General features: G+C 74.1%; 17 protein-coding genes. 11 read left to right on the top strand and 6 right to left on the bottom strand.

The annotated features are described in order from the left end of the window. The first annotated feature begins 44 nt into the window (after positions 1–44). The gene (pcrA, locus tag ACQEVS_RS20405) at positions 45–2,504 is read left to right on the top strand and encodes a DNA helicase PcrA (RefSeq protein WP_433022372.1); all 2,460 of its coding nucleotides are present in this window, start codon (positions 45–47) and stop codon (positions 2,502–2,504) included. A 45-nt stretch (positions 2,505–2,549) separates the two neighbouring features. On the opposite strand, the gene ACQEVS_RS20410 is transcribed toward pcrA, so the two are convergent. From ACQEVS_RS20410 to ACQEVS_RS20420, 3 genes are all read right to left on the bottom strand, one after another. Continuing rightward, positions 2,550–4,181, bottom strand: coding sequence for a peptidoglycan DD-metalloendopeptidase family protein (locus ACQEVS_RS20410; RefSeq protein WP_433022374.1), 1,632 nt, complete (start codon positions 4,179–4,181; stop codon positions 2,550–2,552). 196 nt (positions 4,182–4,377) lie between these two features. Then, positions 4,378–5,244, bottom strand: coding sequence for an esterase/lipase family protein (locus tag ACQEVS_RS20415; RefSeq protein ID WP_433022376.1), 867 nt, complete (start codon positions 5,242–5,244; stop codon positions 4,378–4,380). Between the two features lie 50 nt (positions 5,245–5,294). Beyond that, the gene (locus ACQEVS_RS20420; protein ID WP_433022378.1) at positions 5,295–5,480 is read right to left on the bottom strand and encodes a hypothetical protein; all 186 of its coding nucleotides are present in this window, start codon (positions 5,478–5,480) and stop codon (positions 5,295–5,297) included. A gap of 134 nt (positions 5,481–5,614) precedes the next feature. Here ACQEVS_RS20420 and ACQEVS_RS20425 point away from each other — a divergent pair, with 134 nt between their 5' ends. Beyond that, positions 5,615–6,028: a cobalamin B12-binding domain-containing protein gene (locus ACQEVS_RS20425; protein WP_185941399.1), complete on the top strand. Its 414-nt coding sequence runs from the start codon at positions 5,615–5,617 to the stop codon at positions 6,026–6,028. A gap of 38 nt (positions 6,029–6,066) precedes the next feature. Here the strand turns inward: ACQEVS_RS20425 and ACQEVS_RS20430 are convergent, their stop codons facing one another. Together ACQEVS_RS20430 and ACQEVS_RS20435 are read right to left on the bottom strand one after the other, a co-directional pair. After that, the gene (locus tag ACQEVS_RS20430) at positions 6,067–7,683 is read right to left on the bottom strand and encodes a DUF5691 domain-containing protein (protein WP_433022381.1); all 1,617 of its coding nucleotides are present in this window, start codon (positions 7,681–7,683) and stop codon (positions 6,067–6,069) included. 61 nt (positions 7,684–7,744) lie between these two features. Continuing rightward, positions 7,745–9,097: a hypothetical protein gene (locus ACQEVS_RS20435; protein ID WP_433022383.1), complete on the bottom strand. Its 1,353-nt coding sequence runs from the start codon at positions 9,095–9,097 to the stop codon at positions 7,745–7,747. Between the two features lie 126 nt (positions 9,098–9,223). Between ACQEVS_RS20435 and ACQEVS_RS20440 the strand changes: the two genes are divergently transcribed. From ACQEVS_RS20440 to ACQEVS_RS20465, 6 genes are all read left to right on the top strand, one after another. Further along, the gene (locus ACQEVS_RS20440; RefSeq protein WP_433022385.1) at positions 9,224–10,414 is read left to right on the top strand and encodes an ATP-binding protein; all 1,191 of its coding nucleotides are present in this window, start codon (positions 9,224–9,226) and stop codon (positions 10,412–10,414) included. After that, complete coding sequence (locus ACQEVS_RS20445) at positions 10,411–12,813, top strand: DUF5682 family protein (RefSeq protein ID WP_433022387.1); 2,403 nt, start codon at positions 10,411–10,413, stop codon at positions 12,811–12,813. Before ACQEVS_RS20440 ends, ACQEVS_RS20445 begins: the two co-directional genes overlap by 4 nt. Further along, on the top strand, positions 12,810–14,075 hold the full coding sequence (locus ACQEVS_RS20450) for a VWA domain-containing protein (protein WP_433022389.1): 1,266 nt from the start codon (positions 12,810–12,812) through the stop codon (positions 14,073–14,075). Before ACQEVS_RS20445 ends, ACQEVS_RS20450 begins: the two co-directional genes overlap by 4 nt. Positions 14,076–14,486: 411 nt before the next feature. Further along, the gene (sucC, locus tag ACQEVS_RS20455) at positions 14,487–15,662 is read left to right on the top strand and encodes an ADP-forming succinate--CoA ligase subunit beta (RefSeq protein ID WP_433022392.1); all 1,176 of its coding nucleotides are present in this window, start codon (positions 14,487–14,489) and stop codon (positions 15,660–15,662) included. A gap of 22 nt (positions 15,663–15,684) precedes the next feature. After that, positions 15,685–16,569 carry a succinate--CoA ligase subunit alpha gene (gene sucD / locus ACQEVS_RS20460; protein WP_433022394.1) on the top strand — a complete coding sequence of 295 codons (885 nt, stop codon included), beginning with the start codon at positions 15,685–15,687 and terminating at the stop codon, positions 16,567–16,569. 341 nt (positions 16,570–16,910) lie between these two features. Then, positions 16,911–19,448: a cell division protein PerM gene (locus ACQEVS_RS20465; protein ID WP_433022396.1), complete on the top strand. Its 2,538-nt coding sequence runs from the start codon at positions 16,911–16,913 to the stop codon at positions 19,446–19,448. A 128-nt stretch (positions 19,449–19,576) separates the two neighbouring features. Here ACQEVS_RS20465 and ACQEVS_RS20470 read toward each other — a convergent pair whose 3' ends face one another. Further along, positions 19,577–20,392, bottom strand: coding sequence for a hypothetical protein (locus tag ACQEVS_RS20470; protein ID WP_433022398.1), 816 nt, complete (start codon positions 20,390–20,392; stop codon positions 19,577–19,579). Positions 20,393–20,420: 28 nt separating this feature from the next. Here ACQEVS_RS20470 and ACQEVS_RS20475 point away from each other — a divergent pair, with 28 nt between their 5' ends. The 3 genes from ACQEVS_RS20475 (at position 20,421) to purH (ending at position 23,416) form a co-directional block, all read left to right on the top strand. Beyond that, positions 20,421–20,717 carry a hypothetical protein gene (locus ACQEVS_RS20475; RefSeq protein WP_433022400.1) on the top strand — a complete coding sequence of 99 codons (297 nt, stop codon included), beginning with the start codon at positions 20,421–20,423 and terminating at the stop codon, positions 20,715–20,717. Between the two features lie 453 nt (positions 20,718–21,170). Continuing rightward, positions 21,171–21,857 carry a phosphoribosylglycinamide formyltransferase gene (gene purN / locus ACQEVS_RS20480; protein ID WP_433027742.1) on the top strand — a complete coding sequence of 229 codons (687 nt, stop codon included), beginning with the start codon at positions 21,171–21,173 and terminating at the stop codon, positions 21,855–21,857. Next, complete coding sequence (gene purH, locus ACQEVS_RS20485) at positions 21,854–23,416, top strand: bifunctional phosphoribosylaminoimidazolecarboxamide formyltransferase/IMP cyclohydrolase (RefSeq protein ID WP_433022402.1); 1,563 nt, start codon at positions 21,854–21,856, stop codon at positions 23,414–23,416. Before purN ends, purH begins: the two co-directional genes overlap by 4 nt. The last annotated feature ends 137 nt before the right edge of the window (positions 23,417–23,553 follow it).

The following is a 23,553-nucleotide window of genomic DNA, read 5'->3' on the forward strand; positions in this document are numbered from 1 at the left end:
AGGGGGGACGGGTTGTCAGTGGGGCCGCCTAGACTCGGATGACGATGAGCAGCCTCTTTGACGACAGCTTCCTGGCGGATCTCGTCCCTTCCGACGAGGAGCCGCCGCCCCCCGCGGAGGACTCGGCCCCCGAGCCGCTGCCGGACGACCTCTTCGGCGGCGCCTTCGACGCGCCCGTCCCCCGGGAGGCGTACTACCGCGACGGCGCCCCGCGGCCCGTCGTGGACCCCGCCGCGCTGCTGGAGGGCATGAACGACCAGCAGCGCGCCGCCGTGGTGCACTCCGGCTCCCCGCTGCTCATCGTCGCCGGCGCCGGCTCGGGCAAGACCCGCGTCCTCACCCACCGCATCGCCCACCTCCTCGGCGCCCGGGGCGTCCACCCCGGGCAGATCCTCGCGATCACCTTCACCAACAAGGCCGCGGGCGAGATGAAGGAGCGCGTGGAGCAGCTCGTCGGCCCCCGGGCCAACGCGATGTGGGTGATGACGTTCCACAGCGCCTGCGTGCGGATCCTCCGCCGGGAGAGCAAGAAGCTCGGCTTCACGTCGTCCTTCTCGATCTACGACGCCGCCGACTCCAAGCGGCTCATGGCCCTGGTCTGCCGCGACCTGGACCTCGACCCGAAGAAGTTCCCACCGAAGTCGTTCAGCGCGAAGATCTCCAACCTCAAGAACGAGCTCGTCGACGAGGAGGCGTTCGCCGCCCAGGCCGCGGACGGCTTCGAGAAGACCCTCGCCGAGGCGTACACGATGTACCAGTCGAGGCTGCGCGAGGCCAACGCGCTCGACTTCGACGACATCATCATGACCACGGTCCACCTGCTCCAGGCGTTCCCGGACGTCGCCGAGCACTACCGGCGGCGCTTCCGGCACGTCCTCGTCGACGAGTACCAGGACACCAACCACGCGCAGTACACGCTCATCCGCGAGCTGGTGGGCACCCCCGCGACGGCGGGCGAGGAAGGCCCCGGCGAGCTGTGCGTCGTCGGCGACGCCGACCAGTCCATCTACGCCTTCCGCGGCGCCACCATCCGCAACATCCTCCAGTTCGAGGAGGACTACCCGGACGCCACGACCATCCTGCTGGAGCAGAACTACCGCTCCACGCAGACGATCCTGAGCGCCGCCAACGCGGTCATCGAGCGCAACGAGAACCGCCGCCCGAAGAACCTGTGGACCGAGGCCGGGGCCGGCTCCGCGATCACCGGCTACGTGGCCGACACCGAGCACGACGAGGCCCAGTTCGTCGCCGACGAGATCGACCGGCTGACCGACGCCGGCGACGCCAAGGCCGGCGACGTCGCGATCTTCTACCGGACCAACGCCCAGTCCCGTGTCTTCGAAGAGATCTTCATCCGCGTCGGCCTGCCCTACAAGGTCGTCGGCGGCGTGCGCTTCTACGAGCGCAAGGAGGTCCGGGACGTCCTGGCCTACCTGCGCGTCCTGGCCAACCCCGAGGACACCGTGCCGCTGCGCCGGATCCTCAACGTGCCCAAGCGCGGCATCGGCGAGCGCGCCGAAGCCATGATCGACGCGCTGTCGCTGCGCGAGAAGATCAGCTTCGCCCAGGCGCTGCGGCGCGTCGACGACGCCTACGGCATGGCCGCCCGCTCGGCCAACGCCGTCAAGCGCTTCAACGTCCTGATGGACGAGCTCCGCACGATCGTGGAGTCCGGCGCCGGACCGGCCACCGTCCTGGAGGCGGTCCTGGAGCGCACCGGCTACCTGGCCGAACTCCAGGCGTCCACCGACCCGCAGGACGAGACCCGCATCGAGAACCTCCAGGAACTGGCGGCCGTGGCCCTGGAGTTCGAGCAGGAGCGGACCGAGGACGAGCCCGGCACCCTCGCGGAGTTCCTGGAGAGGGTCGCCCTGGTCGCCGACTCGGACCAGATCCCCGACGAGGACACCGAGGGCAGCGGCGTCATCACGCTGATGACCCTGCACACCGCCAAGGGCCTGGAGTTCCCGGTCGTCTTCCTCACCGGCATGGAGGACGGCGTCTTCCCGCACATGCGCGCCCTCGGCCAGACCAAGGAGCTGGAGGAGGAACGGCGGCTCGCCTACGTGGGCATCACCCGGGCCCGCGAGCGGCTCTACCTGACCAGGTCGAGCATGCGCAGCGCCTGGGGCACGCCCGCCTACAACCCGCCGTCCCGCTTCCTGGAGGAGATCCCCGACCGGTACGTCGAGTGGCGCCGCACCGGGCCGGCCACGCCGTCGGCGTCGGTGTCCGGGATCGCCTCGGGCCGGTTTGCCTCCTCCTCGTCGTCGCGGATCGGCGGCCGGGGCACGGCGGGGCCGAGCGGCTTCGCGACGCGGCGTGCCAAGGACCGCCCGGTGGTGTCCCTGGCGATCGGCGACCGGGTCACCCACGACTCGTTCGGCCTGGGCACGGTCGTCGGCGTCAAGGGCAGCGGGGACAACGCGGAGGCGACGATCGACTTCGGGCAGGAGAAGCCCAAGCGGCTGCTGCTGCGCTACGCGCCGGTCGAGAAGCTGTAGCCGGGGGCCGGGGGCGGTCCGGCCGAGCGGCCGCCCCCGGGCCGGTCAGGTCGGGTCGAGGTCGTGGGCGCGCAGCCACGGCAGCGGGTCGACGGCCGACCCGCCGGGCCGTACCTCGAAGTGCAGGTGCGGGCCGGTGGAGTTGCCCGAGTTGCCGGAGTAGGCGATCACGTCACCGGCCTTGACCTGGCCGGACCGCACCCGGGTGCTGCTGAGGTGGCAGTACCAGGTCTCGGTCCCGTCCGGGGACGTCACTATGGCCATGTTGCCGTAGGCCACGTTGTACTGGGTGCGGACGGTGCCGTCGGTGGCCGCCATGACGGGGGTGCCGTAACTGACGGGGAAGTCGATGCCGGTGTGCACGGACATCCAGTTGACGCCCGCCTGCCCGAAGTAGGCGCTGAGTCCGTGCTGGGCGACGGGGAGCGCGAACTTGGGCCGTTCGGCTTCCTTGCGGGCGGCCTCCTCGGCCTTCCGCTTGCGCTCTTCCTCCTGGCGCAGCCGCAGGTCGATGCGTTCCTGCGTCCGGTTGGCGCGGGTGGCGAAGTCGTCCGCCCCCCGGCTCAGCCCGGCGAGCTGGGTGTCCAGCTTGCTGTTGGCGGCGGAGAACTTGACGGTGGACGCGTCGGGGGCGGCCGCGGCCTGGGTCTGCTGTGCCTCGTGGCCCCCGTTGGACGCGACGGTCGCGGCGGCCACGCCGGCCACGCCCATCACGGCGACCGAGGGGACGGCCACCGTGAGGAGGGCCTTGCGGCGGGGCCGGTAACCGGAGCGCGGGGCACCGCCCTTGCGCCGGTTGCGGACCGGGCGGTCGCCGGCGGCGGGTGTCCCGGTGTCCTGCCGGTCGTCCTCACCGGTGGCCCGGCCGTCCGGGTGCTGCCCGTCCGCCGTGAGGTCGCTCGCCGCCGGGTCGTCGGGGGCGAAGTCGTCCGCGGCCGGGGCGAAGACGGCGTGCATGGTCCGCGTGTCGGCGTCGGTCACCGGCGCCGGCTGTCCGCCGGGGTCGGGGAGGACGGCCATCAGCGTCGGGTCGTGCGGCGGCGCGGGCTGTGCGGTCTCCGCCCAGGCACTGGCGTCCCAGGTCTGCGTCTCCGCCGCGTGGTGGCCGCCCCAGGGGTCGGCGGGCTGGGCCCAGGCCGAGCTGTCCCACGTCTGCGTCATGGCGTGGTCGGCGGGCTGCTGCGGGGCCTGCGGCTGGTGGCCGTAACCACTGGTGTCCCACTGGCTCGACGTGTCCCACTGGGCGGAGTGCCCGGTGTTCCACTGGCCCGAGGTGTCGCCCCAGCCGCCACCGGGAAGGTCTCCCCACCCGGTCGGACTCGGCGTCTCCCACTGCCACTGCCCGGCGGGCCCGCTGCCGGAACCGGCCGCCCAGGTGCCGTCCTGGGCCTGTCCCCAGCCGGGCTGCCCGCCGGAGTCACAGGCGCTGAAGTCCCAGACCTGGGTGTGACCGGAGGATCCCCACTGATGGGTGGTGTCCCACTGGCCGGTGTCGTGACCGGTCCAGCCGTAGGCGGTGGACTGCTGGGGGACGGGTGGTGTCCGAATGCTGCATCGGGAACGGGAACGGACGGATCCGGGGCCGCCGATGGGTGACGGTCGTTCACCACCACTTCCATTTCGCCTCGGGAGCAGGAGAGGTAGCGGCGACTGTACCCGGCGGTATGCGACGGCCACAATCTTCCTCACGTTTCGCGAGCCGGGAGCCTGGGCATTTAGCCGCCTTTTGGTGGACGGGGCACGCCCGAGTCGCTTTGACGTTCGAAAATCGTTCGACATTAATCGGGCAAGTGGGGTGCGATCAAAGGTTGGCCGACGGTTTCCGCGCATCACACGAAGGGGCGCCGGGCATCCCGTGGCCGCGACGCCGGAGTCATGCCACGGAGGCCCGCCCGGCGTCGCCGTCGCTCTCGTCCCGCGCCACCAGTGCCTGCCGGATGCCCGCCACCACGGCCGGGTGCACCGGGAGGGCGAGGTGCCCGACGCCACTGACGCGGATGTTCCGCACCACCAGGTCCGGATGGTCGAGGCGGGCCGTCTCCACGGGGACCATCACCTGGTCCAGGTCGCTCCAGAAGGCGACGAAGCGCGTCCGGCAGCCGGGGGCCGGCGCGGCCAGCTCCGCGAGGACCCCGGAACCCGGACGCATCTGCCGTACCAGCGGATGCACCGACATCGGCGGGGCCACCCGGGTGCCGCCGTGCGGCGTGCCGAGCGTGACCAGTCGGCGGACCAGGGCGTCACCACCCAGCCGTTGCACGTAGTAACGGGCCACCAATCCGCCCAGGCTGTGCCCGACGACGTCGATCCGGGAGGCGCCCGTGCGGGCCCGGAATTCCTCGACGTACCGGCTGAGCGCCGTGGCGGCGGTGCGGAGGTCATGGGTGAGGAGCGAGTGGTTGAGGGAGCCGACGTGCTGCCAGCCGTGGCGCAGCAGCGAGCGGCGCAGCAGGACGAACACCGAACGGTTGTCGGCGAATCCATGGAGGAGGAGCACGGGGACCCGGTCGTTCGCCATGCCGTTCCCCTCGGGTGCCTGCGGCGTGGCGAGGGGCGGCGGGTGACGTTCCTGGGTGACGCCCGTCGGGTACAGCAGCGTGTGGCAGGCCAGGATGACCAGCTCCAGCGCCGTGGACCGGACCAGCGCGGCCGACGGCCGCGAAGGGCCGGAACCGGTGGATGACGAAGCCCCGGAGACAAGAGCCCCGGAGACAAGGGATAAGGCGGGCAAGGCCCCCATGGCCGACCTCCGAACGGCACACAGGCCGATGCCCTGTCCCCCGTGCGCCCTCATGGGCAGCCGTGCGCGAGCTGCCGGGACACCGCCGCCGTGCGGCTGTCGGCGGCGGTGCGGCAGACCTCGTCGAGGCTCCCCTGCGCGGCCCGCTCCGGGCTCCGCCGTGCCACGGCCGGGCGGCTGTACGGCGCGTGGCGGGCGGAAGAAGAGTGCGAGTCGCGGTGAACGTGGTGTCCCACGTGTGATTTCCCCCTCCCTCCGCACCGCGAAACGACCGCTTGCGGGATGCTGTGGATAACGTTCGTTCACACCCGGGCCCCTTCGGCACGGGATCCTCGCGGCCGGCTGACGGCAGTCGTACATGGAGGCAGTGATGGGAGTGACCGGTCCGATCCGTGTGGTGGTGGCCAAGCCGGGGCTCGACGGACACGATCGCGGGGCCAAGGTCATCGCACGTGCGCTGCGGGACGCCGGCATGGAGGTCATCTACACCGGGCTTCACCAGACCCCCGAGCAGATCGTCGACACCGCGATCCAGGAGGACGCCGACGCGATCGGCCTGTCCATCCTGTCCGGCGCGCACAACACCCTGTTCGCCAAGGTGATCGAGCTGCTGAAGGAGCGTGACGCCGAGGACATCAAGGTGTTCGGCGGCGGCATCATTCCGGAGGCCGACATTCCGCCGCTCAAGGAGCTGGGAGTGGCGGCGATCTTCACGCCGGGGGCGACGACGACGTCGATCGTCGAGTGGGTCAACGCCAACGTCCGCCAGGCGGCCGGGGCCTGAGAGGGCTTCCCTTTTCGGCGGGGCGGGCCGGGTGTGTGTCATCCCGCCAGCTCCGCCCGCATCACGGCGCGCAGCCGGAGCGTTCCGGCCAGCCGCTGGAACGCCTCCGCCCAGTAACCCGTGGCTCCGGGCGGGGCGGCGTCCTCACGCGGGCCGCCGCCCGCGACGGCGAGCACGGCCAGCCGGTCGGCCCGGTCCGGGTCGAGGCAGCGTTCGGCCAGGCCCATGACGCCGCTGAAGCTCCAGGGGTAGCCGCCCGCGTCCCGGGCGATCTCCAGGGCGTCCACCACGGCCTGCCCGAGCGGTTCGGCCCAGGGCACGGCACAGACCCCGATCAGCCGGAACGCGTCCGACAGCCCGTGGGCGGCGACGAACCGTGCCACCCAGTCGGCCCGTTCGGCCGCGGGGAGGACGGTGAGCAGCCGGGCCGGGTCCCGCCCCGGCGCGCCCTCGGGAGCCGGGGGTGCCGCGGCCGGGCCGAGCAGGGCCCGGGCCCATGCCGGGTCCCGCTGCCGGACCGCGGCACGGCACCAGGCCGCGTGCAGGTCGGGTCGCCGGCCGTCGGCGACGGGCAGTGCCACCGCCTCGGCCGGGCCGGCGACCCCCAGCCGGGCCGGCCAGACGGACAGCGGTGTGGTCTCCACGATCCCGCTCAGCCACCATGAGCGGGCGCCGCGTCCCGACGGGGGTTTGGCGGTGATGCCGTCCCGCCGCATCCCGCCGTCGCACTCGTGCGGGGCCTCGACCACGATGACGCCCTGGTCGAGCGCGACGCAGGTGAGGGCCCGCGCGGTCATCCGGGCCGTCAGAGCGGAACCGGGCAATCCGCCGAGGAGTTCGGCGGCCACGGCCCGGACGGAGCGGCCCCGGTCCGACAGGGCCGCCTCCAGGAAGGGTTCGTCCTCCGGGGAGAGCCCATCGCGCAGCGCGCCGAGGAACGCCTGCCGGTCCTCGGCCCGTTCGGTGGCCCAGGTGTCCGCCAGCAGCTCGCGCCCGGCCGCCGGGTCGTACCGCCGGACCGCGGTGAGGGCGGCCAGGCGTTCGGCGAACAGGCCCTCCCGCCATACGCGCCGCAGACCGTCGAGGCCGACGGCGTCCGGTGGGCCGGGGGAGGCCGTCGCCGGCCCCGGCGGATGGGAACGGAGCGCGTACGCCCACTGCGGGTTGAGACGGGCCAGCCACCGCCCGCGGGGCCCGGCGAAGGCCAGCGCCTCGGGACGGAGGTCGGTGCGGGCGCGGGCGGCGTCGAGGAGACCGGGCAGCAGGGCGTCCGGTGGCCGGTAGCCGTAGGCGTTGGCGGCGGTCAGCCACTGGGGGAGCAGTTCGACGAGGTCGGGGGCCGCCGTCCGGCGCCGGTCACCGGCGCCGGCCCGCTCGCCGAGGAGCAGCTCCAGCCGCCGCCGGGCGGCCTCGGGCAACGGCGTGCGGGGATCGGGAGGCGCGGGCTCGGGGCGCCATCCCGCGGCGACGGGCAGGGCGGCGGCGCGGCGCCGCACCGTGTGCAGGGCGGCGGCGTCCAGCAGGGCGAGGGCGGGATCCCGCCCGGGACGTGGCCGGACCGGTGTGCCGCGCCGGCCCGTGCCGATCAGGGCGGCGGTGACGAGGTCGTCCCAGGGGACGTCCGTGGGCGGAGCCTCGTGGCTCGGTGCGTTCATGGGTGACCTTTCGAAGGTGGGGCCGGAGGGAGGCAGGTGAGGGGCGGGCCGGTCCGTGTCGTCAGCGCCGCAGGGGCGTCAACTCCGGTGCCCAGACGGCCAGGGGCGCGAAGCCGCGGTGCCCGCACTCGCCGAAGACCCGCACCGGCCCGCCGGCCGACACCGCGACCAGCCGCCACCAGCCCGATTCGCCGGTGCGGCACGCGTCGACGGCCAGTGCGGCACCGCCCTCGGCGTCGGCCAGCCGGCGGCCGGCGTCGGGGTCGGGTATGGGGACCACCCCGTCGAGGACCACCGGCCACGCGTCCAGCCACGGGTCATCGCGCAACGCCGTCCCGTAGGCGGCGAGGGCGGCCTCGACGCCGACGCCCGGCGGTGGTCCGGCGGCAGGCTCCGGGTCGCCGTGGCGTGTTCCGAGTACGGCGCGCAGCGGCACGGCGGCGGGGTGGAAGACCAGGTCGGCGTCGAGGGAGGAGCCGACCGGGAGCGACAGTTCGGGTGCCCGGCCCGCCGCTCCGTACGACAGCAGCAGCGCCGCTCGGCCGGTGCGCGTTCCGTGGAGCCGGATGCGCCGGGTGGTGAGGGTGCCGTCGTCGGCGGTGTCGTCCTGGGAGAGGACCATCCAGTCGTCCCGCACGGGCGGCCCGGAGGCCAGCAGCGCGGCCGAGTCCACGGTGATCCCGACGCGGGCGCGCACGGTCGCGGCCAGTCGGGCGGGCAGTCGGTCGACGCGCGCGTACGCGCGGTTGAGCGTGTGCAGGAGCGCGCACTCCTCCAGGAGCCGCGAGGCCCAGTCCGGGTCCGCCGCGGACAGCGAACCCAACGCGCGGGTAGGTGAGGCCAGTCCGGGTGCCTGCGCGTCGACCATGCGGGCGGCGGCCCGGTCCCACTCCTCCCGCGTGCCGCCGTTGGACCCGGCGAGCCCGCCGTGCACCAGGTCGGTGAGGCGCCGCTCCAACTCCGCGGCGCCCTCGGCGATCCGCCGCGCCCGGTCCGCCGCCCGGCGTTCGGCCGACGCCGACGCGGAGGGCGGGCGGGCCGCCACAGGAGAGGTCCGAGCTCCCCAAGGCCCCTCCAGCCACTCGCCCACCCACGACGGTGGCTCGTCCGTCGGTCGGACGGACTCGTGGCCCCCCGCCCACAGCAGCAGCAACCCCACCGTGTGCTTGCACGGCACCTTGCGGCTGAGGCAACTGCACGTGAATCGCGGTCTGTTGGAATCCCTGCTGTCCACGGCGGTCCGGTACGTCCGGCCGCCGGCCCCCACGCACTCCCCCCACACCGAGTCCGGGCGCGCTCCCGTCCCCGACCACGATCCCGGCGTCGCGAGCCTGCCGCCCGCCGTGCGCGACGCGGAGTCAGGCGCCAGCGCGAGCACCTGTTCCGCCGTCCAGCGTTCCCCCTGCGGATTCATGTCACCGACCGTAAGGCCCGCCACTGACAATCGCCTTGACCTGCGGATTCGTTGCCGCCGAGGGCGATTGTCAGTGGTGTGGTGCAGGGTGGAGTCACATCCCGGACCGCACGACGAGGGGGACTTGTGACCGTGCCCGGAAACCGCTTCGTACCCACCGACGCGCCTATCACCACCGACAACACGCCTGCCACACACGTCCGTTCCGTCCCGCCGCTCGGCGGCCCGGAGTCTTCTGCCGAAGTCATCCGACCTCACGCGGAAGCGGCGTTCGCCGGTGAGCTGGCGGCCCTGGCGGCGGCGGACGACCGGCCCCGGCCCGAGCGCTGGCGGCTGTCGCCGTGGGCCGTCGCCACCTACCTGCTGGGCGGGGTGCTGCCCGACGGCACCGTGATCACCCCGAAGTACGTGGGCCCGCGCCGGGTCGTCGAGGTCGCCGTCACCACCCTCGCCACGGACCGGGCCCTGCTGCTCCTCGGCGTCCCCGGCACCGCCAAGACCTGGGTGTCCGAGCACCTGGCCGCGGCCGTCAGCGGGGACTCGACCCTCCTCGTCCAGGGCACGGCCGGCACGGCCGAGGAGGCCGTCCGCTACGGCTGGGACTACGCCCGGCTGCTGGCGCACGGGCCCGGTCGGGACGCCCTCGTGCCCGGTCCCGTCATGCGGGCCATGGCCCAGGGCATGACCGCCCGCGTCGAGGAACTGACCCGCATCCCCGCCGATGTGCAGGACTCGCTGATCACGGTGCTGTCCGAGAAGACCCTGCCCATTCCCGAGCTCGGCGAGGAGGTCCAGGCCGTGCGCGGTTTCAACCTCATCGCCACGGCCAACGACCGCGACCGGGGCGTCAACGAGCTTTCCAGCGCCCTGCGCCGCCGCTTCAACACCGTGGTCCTGCCGCTCCCCGCCACCCACGAGGACGAGGTCGACATCGTCGTGCGGCGCGTCGACCAGATCGGCCGCTCCCTCGACCTGCCGGCCGCCCCGAGCGGCGCGGACGAGATCCGCCGGGTCGTCACCGTCTTCCGTGAACTGCGCGACGGGGTGACCGCGGACGGCAGGACCAGACTCAAGTCGCCCACCGGGACGCTCTCCACGGCCGAGGCGATCTCCGTCGTCACCGGCGGCCTGGCGCTGGCCGCGCACTTCGGCGACGGTGTGCTGCGCGCCGGGGACGTCGTGGCCGGCATCCTCGGCGCCGTCGTCCGCGACCCGGCGTCGGACCGCACCGTCTGGCACGAGTACCTGGAGACGGTCGTGCGGGAGCGGGACGGCTGGCAGGACTTCTACCGCGCCTGCCGCGAGGTGTCGTCGTGAACGCGCCCGCCCTGCTGGGCGTCCGCCACCACGGGCCCGGCTCCGCGCGGGCCGTGCGCGCCGCCCTGGAGCGGCTCCGGCCCCGCGCGGTGCTCGTCGAGGGGCCGCCCGAGGCCGACAAGATCGTCCACTGTGCGGCGGACGAGGGCATGCGGCCCCCGGTCGCGCTGCTCGCCCACGCCGCCGACGATCCCGGCCGGGCCGCCTTCTGGCCGTTCGCCGCCTTCTCGCCGGAGTGGACCGCCATCCGCTGGGCCCTCGCCCACGACGCCGAGGTGCGGTTCATCGACCTGCCCGCCGCCCACACCCTCGCCGCGCCGGGAACGGCCGGCCGGGACGGGCCGGACGGCGCGGCCGGGCCGCCGGCCGATCCGCTCGCCATGCTGGCCGGGGCCGCGGGCCACGACGACCCCGAACGCTGGTGGGAGGACGCCGTCGAGCACCGCGGCGCCGGCCGTCCGGGCGACGGCGGGCCCGGTGACGACCCCCTCGGACCCTTCCGGGCCGTCGCCGAGGCCATGGCGGCGCTGCGCTCCCTGCCGGAGGGCGAGCCGCCGGGCGGCGAAGCGCCGGGCGACGGCGGCCCGCCGAACCCGCGCGACGACGCCGTACGCGAGGCCCACATGCGCCTGCGGCTCCGCGAGGCGCTCAAGGAGTTCGGAGAGGAGGTCGCCGTCGTCTGCGGCGCCTGGCATGTCCCCGCCCTGGCGGTCCGGCGACCCGTCGCCGCCGACCGGCGGACGCTCAAGGGGCTGCCGAAGGTCAGGACGGAGATCTCCTGGGTGCCCTGGACCCATCGCCGCCTCGCCCGGAGCAGCGGTTACGGCGCCGGGATCACCTCGCCCGGCTGGTACGCCCACCTCTTCGCCGCCCCGGACCACCCGGTCGAACGCTGGATGACCACGGTCGCCCGGCTGCTGCGCGAGGAGGGCCGGCCGGTCTCGTCCGCGCACGTCATCGAGTCCGTCCGGCTCGCCGAGACGCTCGCCGCCCTCCGCGGCCGGCCGCTCCCGGGCCTCACCGAGACCACCGACGCCGTGCGCGCCGTGCTGTGCGACGGCTCGGACGTGCCGCTCGACCTCGTGCGCGACCGGCTCGTCATCGGGGACGACCTCGGCGAGGTCCCCGACACCGCGCCCGCCACACCACTCCAACGCGACCTCACACGTCTCCAGCGCGCCTTGCGCCTCAAGCCCGAAGCCGGCCCGCGGGAAAAGGAGTTGGACCTCCGCAAGGACACCGACACCGAGCGGAGCCGGCTGCTGCACCGCCTCCGGCTCCTCGACGTCGACTGGGGCACGCCTCTCGCCTCGCGCGCCCGCCTCGGCACCTTCCGCGAGGCATGGCGCCTGTCCTGGCAGCCGGAACTGGCCGTCCGGCTCGCCGAAGCGGGCGTCTGGGGAACGACCGTCGAAGCCGCCGCGACCGCCCGGGCGGAAGCCGCCGCGCGGGAGGCCGACACCCTCGCCGGCCTCACGACCCTGGCCGAACGGTGCCTGCTCGCCGCCTTGCCGGCCGCCCTCCCCGTCGTCCTGGACGCCCTCGCCGACCGCGCCGCCCTCGACACCGACGTCGGCCACCTCGCCGAGGCCCTGCCCGCGCTCGTCCGCTCGGTGCGCTACGGGGATGTGCGCCGCACGGACACCGAGGCCCTCGACGACGTGGCGGCCGGCCTCGCCGACCGGATCTTCGTCGGCCTCCCGGCCGCCTGCGCCGGGCTCGACCGCGATGCCGCACGGGGGATGAGAGGACACGTGGACGCCGTGCACCGGGCGGTCGCCCTCCTGGAACGCCCCGGCGTCGGCGACCGCTGGACGGCGGTGCTCACCGTCCTCGCCGAACGCGAACACCTCCCCGGAGAAGTGCGTGGCCGGGCGGCCCGGCTCCTGCTCGACGAGGGTGCGCTGACCGCCGACCGGGCCGCCCGGCTCCTGGGCCGCGCCCTGTCACCCGCCGTGGCACCCGCCGACGCGGCGGCCTGGATAGAGGGGTTCACCGGCGGCACCGAGCCCGGCGGCGGACTGCTGCTCCTCCACGACGAGCGGCTGTTCGGACTGATCGACGCCTGGCTCACCGGCGTCCCCGCCGACGCGTTCACCGACGTCCTGCCCCTGCTCCGCCGCACCTTCTCGGACTACGCGCCGGCGCTCCGCCGCGCGCTCGGCGAACGCGTCAGGAACGGCCCGGCCACCGGCCCGGCGCGCGGAACCACCGCACCGGCCTGGGACCCGGAGCGCGCGGCGGCCGTACTGCCCACGATGCGGCTGCTCCTCGGCCTGGACGACGAGGAATGCGGCATGCGACTCCCGCCTGGCGCGCAACACCCGCCTGGCGCAAGGGAAATGGCCGAGGCGGGGGCGAGCGCCCGGCCGGCGTCCACCGGGGGAGGAACGCGATGACCTCGACGACCACCACCCCCACGCCTCCCCCTCACCCCACGGAGCCGACGTCCCCCGACTCCGCCGACGAACGGCTGCGCCGCTGGCGGCTCGTGCTCGGCGGGGCGGCGGGCGAGGACGGCACCGGGCGGGCGCTCTCGGGCCGTGACGCCGCCGTGGACCGGACGCTTGAGGCCCTCTACGGGGCGGGATCCCGTTCGCCGGGCGCGGGCGCGGGCGCGGGCGCGGGCGCGGGCGCAGGCTCGGGCGCCGGTGACGGCCGGCGGGGCGGCGGTCTCGGAGCCTCCGCGCCGCGGGTCGCCCGCTGGCTGGGGGACATCCGGTCGTACTTTCCGGCGTCCGTCGTTCAGGTGATGCAGCGGGACGCCCTGGACCGGCTCGGCCTGACCGCCCTCCTCCTCGAACCCGAGCTGCTGGAAGCGGTCGAACCGGACGTCCATCTGGTCGGCACCCTGCTGTCGCTCGGCAAGGCGATGCCGGAGGAGACGAGGGCCACCGCCCGCGAGGTCGTCCGCAAGGTGGTCGAGGACCTGGAACGGCGCCTGGCGTCCCGTACCCGGGCCACGCTCACCGGGGCGCTCGACCGGTCGGCGAGGGCGGCGCGGCCCCGCCACCGGGACATCGACTGGAACCGCACCGTCCGGGCCAACCTCAAGAACTACCTGCCCGAGCACCGCACGGTCGTGCCGGAACGGCTCGTCGGCTACGCCCGGGCGGCGCGCTCGGTGAGGAAGGAGGTGATCCTCTGCGTCGACCAGTCCGGATCGATGGCGGCGTCCGTCGTCCACGCCTCCGTCTTCGGCGCCGTCCTGGCCTCGATACGCGCCCTGGACACCCGGCTGATCGCCTTCGACACCTCGGTCGTGGACCTCACGGACCAGCTGGCCGACCCGGTGGACGTGCTCTTCGGCGTGCAGCTCGGCGGGGGCACCGACATCAACCGGGCGCTGTCCTACTGCCAGTCGAGGATCACCCGCCCGGCGGACACCGTCGTCGTCCTGATCAGCGATCTGTACGAGGGCGGCGTACGGGACGGGATGCTCGGACGGGTCGCGGCCATGCGGGCGTCCGGAGTGCGGTTCGTCACCCTGCTGGCCCTCTCCGACGAGGGTGCCCCGGCGTACGACCGGGAGAACGCGGCGGCCCTCGCCGCGCTCGGCGCCCCGGCCTTCGCCTGCACCCCGGACCACTTTCCCGAGGTGATGGCGGCGGCCTTGGAGCAGCGGCCCGTGCCCGTACCCGACTCGGGGGCCGGGACGTGACGGAGACGGGGAAACGCGGGGAAACCCGCGGCCGGGAAAGGGAGATGACAGCGAGGAGGAAGACGGGAGGGCGCGGGGGAGCGGACGGAAGGCGGCGGCCGGCGGCGTGCGGGCCGGGAGGCCGGGGGTTCCCGGCGCGGGGCGGGCGCGTGCCCGCGGGCCGGGACCGGGCGGCGTACGCTCTGTCGCGATGCGTGCGGGGTTTGTGCGCGATCTGTGAGCGTAATCACGGCCGGAGTGTGATCTGCGATTTAGGGACCTCCGGCCCTCGGGGATAACCTGCGAGACGGACATGCCGCGTATTCGGCGCACGTGTGCCGCCCTCGTCATAGATCGCGTCCTCACGCTGCCACCGCGGCACGCCCGCGCAGACAACGAACCGCGATATCCATGGAAAAGGGACGGACGCGCGTGGACCTGTTCGAGTACCAGGCGAGGGACCTCTTCGCCAAGCACGGTGTACCGGTGCTGGCCGGTGAAGTCATCGACACGCCTGAGGCGGCGCGCGAGGCTACCGAGCGTCTGGGCGGCCGTTCGGTCGTCAAGGCGCAGGTGAAGGTCGGTGGCCGTGGCAAGGCCGGCGGCGTGAAGCTGGCCTCCACCCCGGACGAGGCCGTCGCTCGCGCGACGGACATCCTCGGCATGGACATCAAGGGCCACACGGTCCACAAGGTGATGATCGCCGAGACCGCTCCGGAGATCGCCGAGGAGTACTACGTCTCGTACCTCCTCGACCGCACCAACCGCACCTTCCTCGCCATGGCGTCCGTCGCCGGCGGTATGGACATCGAGGAGGTCGCCGCGACGACCCCCGAGAAGCTGGCCAAGGTGCCGGTCGACGCCAACGAGGGCGTCACCATCGAGAAGGCCCGCGAGATCGTCGCCCAGGCGAAGTTCCCGGCCGAGGTCGCCGACCAGGTCGCCGACGTCCTCGTCACCCTGTGGAAGACCTTCATCGCCGAGGACGCCCTCCTCGTCGAGGTCAACCCGCTCGCCAAGGTCGCCGACGGCCGCGTCATCGCGCTCGACGGCAAGGTGTCCCTGGACGCCAACGCCGCGTTCCGCCAGCCGGAGCACGAGGCGCTGGAGGACAAGGCCGCCGCCGACCCGCTGGAGGCCGCGGCCAAGGCCAAGGGCCTCAACTACGTCAAGCTCGACGGCCAGGTCGGCATCATCGGCAACGGCGCGGGCCTCGTCATGAGCACCCTGGACGTCGTCGCCTACGCCGGTGAGAACCACGGTGGCGTCAAGCCCGCCAACTTCCTCGACATCGGTGGCGGCGCCTCCGCCGAGGTGATGGCGAACGGTCTCGAGATCATCCTCGGCGACCCGGACGTCAAGTCCGTCTTCGTCAACGTCTTCGGTGGCATCACCGCCTGTGACGCGGTCGCCAACGGCATCGTCCAGGCCCTGAAGCTCCTTGAGGACAAGGGCGAGAAGGTCGAGAAGCCGCTGGTCGTGCGCCTCGACGGCAACAACGCGGAGCTGGGTCGCAAGATCCTGAACGACGCCGACCACCCGCTGGTTCAGCAGGTGGACACCATGGACGGCGCCGCCGAGCGCGCCGCCGAGCTGGCTGCGAAGTAAGGAACGAGGTCACTAGAACACCATGGCTATCTTCCTCACCAAGGACAGCAAGGTCATCGTCCAGGGCATGACCGGCTCCGAGGGCCAGAAGCACACCAAGCGCATGCTGGCTTCCGGCACCAACATCGTCGGCGGCGTGAACCCGCGCAAGGCCGGCACCACCGTCGACTTCGACGGCACCGAGATCCCCGTCTTCGGCTCCGTCAAGGACGCCATGGAGCAGACCGGCGCCGACGTCACGGTCATCTTCGTCCCGGAGAAGTTCACCAAGGACGCCGTGGTCGAGGCCATCGAGGCCGAGATCGAGCTGGCCGTCGTGATCACCGAGGGCGTCGCGGTGCACGACACCGCCTCGTTCTGGGCGCTCGCCCAGGCCAAGGGCAACAAGACCCGCATCATCGGCCCCAACTGCCCCGGCCTCATCAGCCCCGGCCAGTCGAACGCGGGCATCATCCCGGCCGACATCACCAAGCCCGGCCGCATCGGTCTCGTGTCCAAGTCCGGCACGCTGACCTACCAGATGATGTACGAGCTGCGTGACCTGGGCTTCTCGTCCTGCGTCGGCATCGGTGGCGACCCGATCATCGGCACCACGCACATCGACGCCCTCAAGGCGTTCGAGGCCGACCCCGACACCGACCTGATCGTCATGATCGGCGAGATCGGCGGCGATGCCGAGGAGCGTGCGGCGGACTTCATCAAGGAGCACGTCACCAAGCCGGTCGTCGGCTACGTGGCCGGTTTCACCGCGCCCGAGGGCAAGACGATGGGCCACGCCGGTGCGATCGTGTCCGGTTCGTCCGGCACCGCGCAGGCCAAGAAGGAGGCCCTGGAGGCCGCGGGCGTGAAGGTCGGCAAGACCCCGTCCGAGACCGCCCGCCTGGCGCGTGCCGCGCTGAGCGCCTGAACGGTCGCCGGATCGACGGCCTGATCGGCCGTCCGGTCTGATCCGGTCCCCGGCGGACCGGTGGAAACGCGTGGGCCCGTACCTCTCCGGGGGTACGGGCCCACGCGCGTCCCGCGCCGACGGCGCCGCCGCGGGCCGACGGTCCCGGCGCCAAGCCGACGCTCCGGTGCAGGGCTGACGGTCTCGTCGTGAGGCCGACGCTCCGGCGCAGGGCCGGCGGTCCCGGCGCGAAGCCGACAGCCCCGGCGCAGGGGTCCGCGCCGTCCTCCGGACCGCGCCGCCCTGAACACGACACGACGGTCATTTGTCGCTACCCGCCCGAAAGGCGCGTTGTTGGCAGCATGGCCCTTGTGACCCCATATGCCCACAGCGGTCCGCCGCTGCCGTCGCACCCCCGATCCGCGGCGCGTCACAAGCCGGGGGCGGGCAGGGCCTTCCTGGGCGGGGCGGTCGCCGCCGGACTGGGACTCGGGGCCTTCGCCACGCTCGTCCTGGTGCTGTGGATCGTGTCGCCCTACCCGGACAGCGGGCCCGCCGGAGCGCTGCACATCGCCACCGGCCTCTGGCTGCTGGCCCACGGCGCCGACCTCGTCCGCACCGAGACCCTCTCGGGCAGCCCCGCGCCGGTCGGGCTGACCCCGCTGCTGTTCTCCGTCGTGCCCTGCCTGCTCATCCACCGGGCGGCGCGCCAGGCGCCGATGCCACCGGACGACGCGGAGCACGCGGACGAAGTGGACCAAGTGGACCAAGTGGATGAGGCGGATGAACCAGGTGATCCGGGCGATTCGCGGGCGGCCGGCTTCCCCGCCGCCGCGTCCGTGCCGTCCGGCGGGCCGCCGGCGCCCTGGGAGGCGCCCCTGCTCCCCACGCGGCTCCCGGGGCCGCCACTGCCGCCCCGGACCGCGTTCACCGCGCTCCTCGGCGGATACCTGCTGGTGAGCGCCGCCGCAGTGCTCTACGCCTCATCCGGACCGATCCGCGTCGATCCCCTGAGCGCGCTGATCCACGTTCCCCTCGTCGCGGCGGCACCGGCCGCGGCCGGGGTCTGGATGGCCGTGGGCTGTCCGCCCTGGACGCCCTCGGCGCGGGTGCGCCGGATGTGCCGGGTGGTTCCGGGGTTCGTACGCCACTGGTTCACGGCGCCGCACGTCGTGGCGGTCGCCCGGGCCGCCGCGGCCGGTACGGCGATGCTGTTCGGCGGCGCGGCGCTGCTGCTGGCGGCATCGCTGGCGGTGCACGCCGGTGCCGTACGGGACGCGGTGGAACACCTCACGGTGGGCTGGCCGGGGCAGTTGGGGGTGGCGCTGCTGAGCGTGGCGCTGCTGCCCAACGCGGTGGTCTGGACGGCCGCCTACGGGCTGGGTCCCGGCTTCGCGGCCGGTGCGGACGGCCTCGTCGCCCCGCTGGCCCTGCCCGTGCTCGGTTCGCCCGACCGGCCCCCGCTCCCGCCCTTCCCGCTGCTCGCCGCGCTGCCCGCGCCGGGCGAGGCCGGGCCGGTGGGGCTGGCCGGGGCCGCCGCCCTGGTGACGGCCGTCGGCGTCGCGGTGGCGGCAGCGGCCGTGCCGCGCCGTCCGGCGGCCGCGGGACGGCGCGAGACGGTCGCCGTCGCCTTCCTCGCCGCGACGCTCTGCGCCGCCGTCGCCGCCCTGTTCTCCTACGCCGCGGGCGGCCCGCTCGGCGTCGCCGCCCTGTCCCGTTTCGGCCCCTCGTGGCGCCTGACCGGGCTGGCGTGCCTGGTCTGGACGCTGGTCATCGGCGTTCCGGGGGCGCTGGTCGTCCGTCGGATCCGCAGGGAGGAACGGTTCGTGACGGCGCACGACGGGTCCCGGCCGCGCGGCTGGGGGCGCAAGGCGCGGAAGGTCCTCGGGCTGCGGGCCGCCACGGAGGTTTCCACGGATGGCGCGGCGGCCGGCGGCGGAACGGCCGGCGGGAAGGGAGCGGCGGCCGGCGGTGGCGCGGCCGTCGGGAAGGGCGCGGCGACGGCGATGGACGAGAAGAATGCGCCGGACGGGTCGATTGGGGCCTCGGCCACGGGACCGTCCGTCCCACGGCGCGTACGGGTCCGCGGCCCGCGTGCCTGGTGGCGCGGGCTCGCCCGCTGGCTGGGCTTCGCCGTGCGCGGCGACGGCACGGACGCCGAATCGGCGGCCCCTGCGACGCCCGGACAGCGGCGGGCGAAGGACCACGAGCAGCGGCAGGCAGCGGGCCGTTCGCCGGCCGCGGACGGTGACATGCGGCCGGGAACGCCCGACGGCTCAGGGAACGCTGATTCGGCCACCGGAGCGGACAAGGGGGCGACCGGCGCGGAGGATCCCGGAGCGGACCGGAGGCCGTCCGGGGGAGCGGGCGGAGACCGGCGCGACGAGCCGGACGGCCCTCGGGCGTCCGTGCCGCCGCGGGCGCGACCATCCCGGCCGGAGCAACCGGAGCAACCGGAGCAACCGGAGCAATCGGAGCAACCGGTCCACCGGAAGCCCGCGCGTCCGGTGAACCCCGTTTCCTACGCTCCCGAGAGCCTGCCCCTGCTCCCCGTACACGGCATCGTCCTCGGGGCCGACGGGCGGGCGGAGCCCCCGCGGCGCAGGCACCGGGGCGTCCGGGCGTCCCGGGCGGAACGCGCGGCCCGGCGCCAGGCGGCGCGGACCGCCCGGCGCGAGGCCCGACAGGCGGCGCGCAGGGCGCGGAAGGCGCGGAAGTCACCGATGCCGCCCGTCCCCGGTCCGGCGCCGGCCGGCCGTTCCGACGGCGCCGACTGGCACGACACCGATGTGCGCCAGGCCCGCTGGGCGGCGCTGAAGGACTCGGGCGGCGGGCTGATGCCGGACTTCGAGCCCCGCGATCCGGCACGGCTGCTCGACGATCGGTGGGGCGAGGGGTGACGCCCCTCAGCGCGTCCCGCGTACCTCGCGCGTCCCGCGTACCTCGTGTGTCCTGCCTACCTCGCGCGTCCCGCGTACTCCGCGCACCCCCTGCGCTCCGCCTGCCCTGCGCCCCTCCCGTACCTCCGTCAGTCGTCCACGCTCAGCAGCGGACGCAGCGGCTTCGGCAGATGGTTCTCGCAGGACTGGCGGGACGTCTGCGTCAGCGCGTCGTCCACACAGGTGTAGTAGTCCCGGTAGATCAGCTGGAACGAGAACGTGGACACGGCGATGACCAGCGCCAGCCCGCCCATGACCAGTCCGCTCACGGCCGCCGTCGTCTGCGGCCGGAAGCCGCCGGGCTGCGGTGCGGGCGTCGCGGCCGGGCCGTCGCCGTTCCGTCGGGCGTTCTTGGCGCGCAGCGAGCTGGTCGCCCAGTAGACGGAGAGCGCTCCCAGCAACAGGGCGATCTCGGGGAGGCTGAAGAGCGCGAAGAAGAAGCCCCAGAGACCCGCGAGGAGGGCGTAGCGGGCGCGGCGCTGGGCCGGGTCGGTGGGGTCCCAGCGCGGGCCGCCGCCGGGGCCGCCGTTGGCGGGGTCCTGGCCGCCGCCCTGCGGGCCGCCGAACCCGCCGTTGTGGCGGCCCGGCTGCCGGCTGCTCCACTGGCTGCCCCAGGCGGGCGGCTGCCCGGACCCGTCCCGGCCGTCGGAGCCGGCTGAACCGTCGCTTCCATCGCCGTGCCGCGGCTCGCGCGGCCGCCACGGCTGGTCCGGCCGGCCCGCCGGCGGCGCGGCGAAGGGGTTGTCCGACTCGCTCGGGCCCTGCCCGCCCCCGTCGCGCCCACCGCCCCGGCCGTCCCCGTCCCGCGGCGAGCCATCCGGCCCGGAGCCATCCCGCCCGGAGCTCTCTCGCCCCGAGTCCTCCCGGCCCTGCTGCTCCGGCGACCGCTGCTCGCGGACGGCCATCGAACCCGGCCGGGGGCCGGAGGAAGCCGTGGCGGCCGATGCGAAGCCGGCACTGGAAGAGGAATCCATAGACCTCACCGAACCCATAGAGCCCACCGAGCCTGCAGAGACCGTGGAGCCCACCGAGCCCGCAGAGACCATGGGTCCCACCGAGCCCATACAGACCACGGAGCCCACCGATCCCATCAAGGCCACGGAGTCCATAGAGCCCACAGATCCCACAGAGCCCATCAGCGTCATCGAAGCCGCCCGATCGCCGGACGCCGCCTCCACGGCGAACGGCCGCGTCCCGGCGGACGCGGCGGACGGCGGAAGGGGGCGGTGAACCGCGGGGCGGCGTCGGTCCGGCATGTGGAGTGTGTCTTCCCCTGGTCTCGTCTGTGTCGCGTCCTGCTGGTCGCGCTCCGCGGTCCCGGCTCCGCCGGGCGGCATCCCCGCCGGGCGGCGTCGCGCGGTCCCGCGTCCTGCTGTGTCGCGTCCTGCTGAGTCGCGTGCTGCACCTTTGAGCGTACGGCCGTGAGCCCGGTTTCCCGGAGCCGGTCCCCTGCCGCGTCGGCCCCACCGGGCGCCTGGCGGACGCCTGATGAACGCCTGATGGGCGCCTGGCGGACGCCGTCCTCAGACGCTACCTTCCGCGCGCGCCCCCGTCCCGCGGGGGCCGTCGGGTGTGCCGGTATCGTTGCTGGCGGTCGGCGGCTTCGTAGGGTCCCCCGTATTCGGGGACCCCTCTGTCTCGTACGACCATACAAACCGCACCGTGCGCGAGAAAGGGCCCGCCGTGGCGTCCCCGGCCCCCCAGGCTCACCCCGCCCCCTCCGACCATCCCGACGCCGACCGTCCCGACGGCTCGACGCGGCCCACCCGCCTCGTCGTCCTCGTCTCCGGTTCCGGTACGAACCTCCAGGCGCTGCTGGACGCGATCACCGCCGACCCCGAGGGCTACGGCGCCCGGATCGTGGCCGTCGGCGCCGACCGGGACGGCGTCGCGGGCCTCGAACGCGCCGAACGCGCCGGGATCCCGGTCTTCGTCGAGCGGGTGCGGGACCACGCCTCCCGCGCCGACTGGGATCGCGCCCTGGCGGAGGCGACCGCCGCGTATGCCCCCGACCTGGTGGTCTCCGCGGGCTTCATGAAGATCCTGGGGAAGGAATTCCTCGCGCGCTTCGGCGGGCGGACGGTCAACACGCACCCCGCCCTGCTGCCCAGCTTTCCCGGCGCCCACGGCGTGCGCGACGCGCTCGCGTACGGGGTGAAGGTCACCGGGTGCACCGTCCACTTCGTCGACGACGGCGTCGACACCGGACCGATCATCGCCCAGGGCGTGGTCGAGGTCCGGGAGGAGGACGACGAAGCCGCTCTGCACGAGCGGATCAAGGAAGTCGAGCGACAGCTGCTCGTCGAGGTCGTGGGGCGTCTGGCCCGGCACGGCTACCGCATTGAGGGACGAAAGGTACGGATCTCGTGACCGCCGAAGGTACGAAGCGGCCCATCCGCCGGGCGCTCATCAGCGTCTACGACAAGACGGGTCTCGAGGAGCTCGCCCGCGGGCTGCACGAGGCCGGCGTCGAGCTCGTCTCGACCGGTTCGACGGCCGGCCGGATCGCCGCCGCCGGGGTGCCGGTCACCCCGGTCGAGGAGCTGACGGGCTTCCCCGAGTGCCTGGACGGCCGGGTCAAGACGCTGCACCCGCGCGTCCACGCCGGCATCCTGGCCGACCAGCGTCTCGACGCGCACCGCGCGCAGCTCGACGAACTGGGCGTGCGCCCCTTCGAGCTGGTGGTCGTCAACCTCTACCCGTTCCGGGAGACCGTCGCCTCCGGCGCGTCCCCTGACGAGTGCGTGGAGCAGATCGACATCGGCGGCCCCTCCATGGTCCGCGCCGCCGCCAAGAACCACCCCTCGGTGGCCGTCGTCGTCAGCCCCGGCCGCTACGCCGACGTCCTGAAGGCCGTCGCCGAGGGCGGGTTCGACCTGGAGGCGCGCAAGCGGCTCGCCGCCGAGGCGTTCCAGCACACGGCCGCCTACGACGTGACGGTCGCCAACTGGTTCGCGACCGGCTACGCGGCCGACGACAGCCCCTGGCCGGACTTCACCGGCACCACCCACACCCGCAAGCAGGTGCTCCGCTACGGCGAGAACCCGCACCAGGCCGCCGCCCTCTACACGGACGGCACGGGCCAGGGACTGGCCGGCGCCGAGCAGTTGCACGGCAAGGAGATGTCGTACAACAACTTCGTCGACACCGAGGCCGCCCGCCGGGCCGCGTACGACCACACCGAGCCCTGCGTCGCGATCATCAAGCACGCCAACCCGTGCGGCATCGCGGTCGGTACGGACGTCGCCGAGGCGCACCGCAAGGCGCACGCCTGCGACTCGCTGTCGGCCTTCGGCGGCGTGATCGCCGTCAACCGCCCGGTGTCCGTGGCCATGGCGGAGCAGGTCGCCGAGATCTTCACCGAGGTCGTCGTCGCCCCGGACTACGAGGACGGCGCGGTCGAGGTGCTGGCGCGGAAGAAGAACATCCGGGTGCTGCGCTGCGCCGACGCCCCCGCCGCCGAAACCGAGACCCGGCCGATCGAGGGCGGCGTCCTCGTCCAGGCCAAGGACCGGCTCCAGGCCGAGGGCGACGACCCGGCGCACTGGACGCTCGCCTCGGGCGAGGCGCTGTCCGAAGCGGAGCTTGCCGAGCTGGCGTTCGCGTGGCGCGCCTGCCGCGCGGTGAAGTCGAACGCGATCCTGCTCGCCAAGGACGGCGCCACCGTCGGCGTCGGCATGGGCCAGGTCAACCGCGTCGACTCCGCGAAGCTGGCCGTCCGGCGGGCGGGCGAGGAGCGGGCCCGCGGCTCGTACGCCGCCTCGGACGCCTTCTTCCCCTTCCCCGACGGCTTCCAGGTGCTGGCCGACGCGGGCGTCAAGGCCGTTGCCCAGCCGGGCGGTTCGGTCCGCGACGCGGAGGTGGTGGAGGCGGCGAAGGCGGCCGGGGTGACGATGTACTTCACGGGGACGCGGCACTTCTTCCACTGATGCCCGGCGCGCCTGACGCCGGCTGTCTGACGCCTGGCGCCATATCTGACGTCTGGTGTCGATACGGCCGGAGGCCGCACCCCCGGTGAGGGTGCGGCCTCCGGGCCGGACGGCGGGCGTCGCTCAGCGGCGCGGGC

The organism is Streptomyces sp. CA-181903 (assembly GCF_050937075.1).
Classification (GTDB): Bacteria; Actinomycetota; Actinomycetes; order Streptomycetales; family Streptomycetaceae; genus Streptomyces.

Coding starts and splice junctions, on each gene's coding strand:
- pcrA (WP_433022372.1), top strand. CDS start 45: ATGAGCAGCCTCTTTGACGACAGCTTCCTGGCGGATCTCGTCCCTTCC.
- ACQEVS_RS20415 (WP_433022376.1), bottom strand. CDS start 5,244: ATGGGGGCCTTGCCCGCCTTATCCCTTGTCTCCGGGGCTCTTGTCTCC.
- ACQEVS_RS20425 (WP_185941399.1), top strand. CDS start 5,615: ATGGGAGTGACCGGTCCGATCCGTGTGGTGGTGGCCAAGCCGGGGCTC.
- ACQEVS_RS20430 (WP_433022381.1), bottom strand. CDS start 7,683: ATGAACGCACCGAGCCACGAGGCTCCGCCCACGGACGTCCCCTGGGAC.
- ACQEVS_RS20435 (WP_433022383.1), bottom strand. CDS start 9,097: ATGAATCCGCAGGGGGAACGCTGGACGGCGGAACAGGTGCTCGCGCTG.
- ACQEVS_RS20450 (WP_433022389.1), top strand. CDS start 12,810: ATGACCTCGACGACCACCACCCCCACGCCTCCCCCTCACCCCACGGAG.
- sucD (WP_433022394.1), top strand. CDS start 15,685: ATGGCTATCTTCCTCACCAAGGACAGCAAGGTCATCGTCCAGGGCATG.
- ACQEVS_RS20465 (WP_433022396.1), top strand. CDS start 16,911: ATGGCCCTTGTGACCCCATATGCCCACAGCGGTCCGCCGCTGCCGTCG.
- ACQEVS_RS20470 (WP_433022398.1), bottom strand. CDS start 20,392: ATGGCCGTCCGCGAGCAGCGGTCGCCGGAGCAGCAGGGCCGGGAGGAC.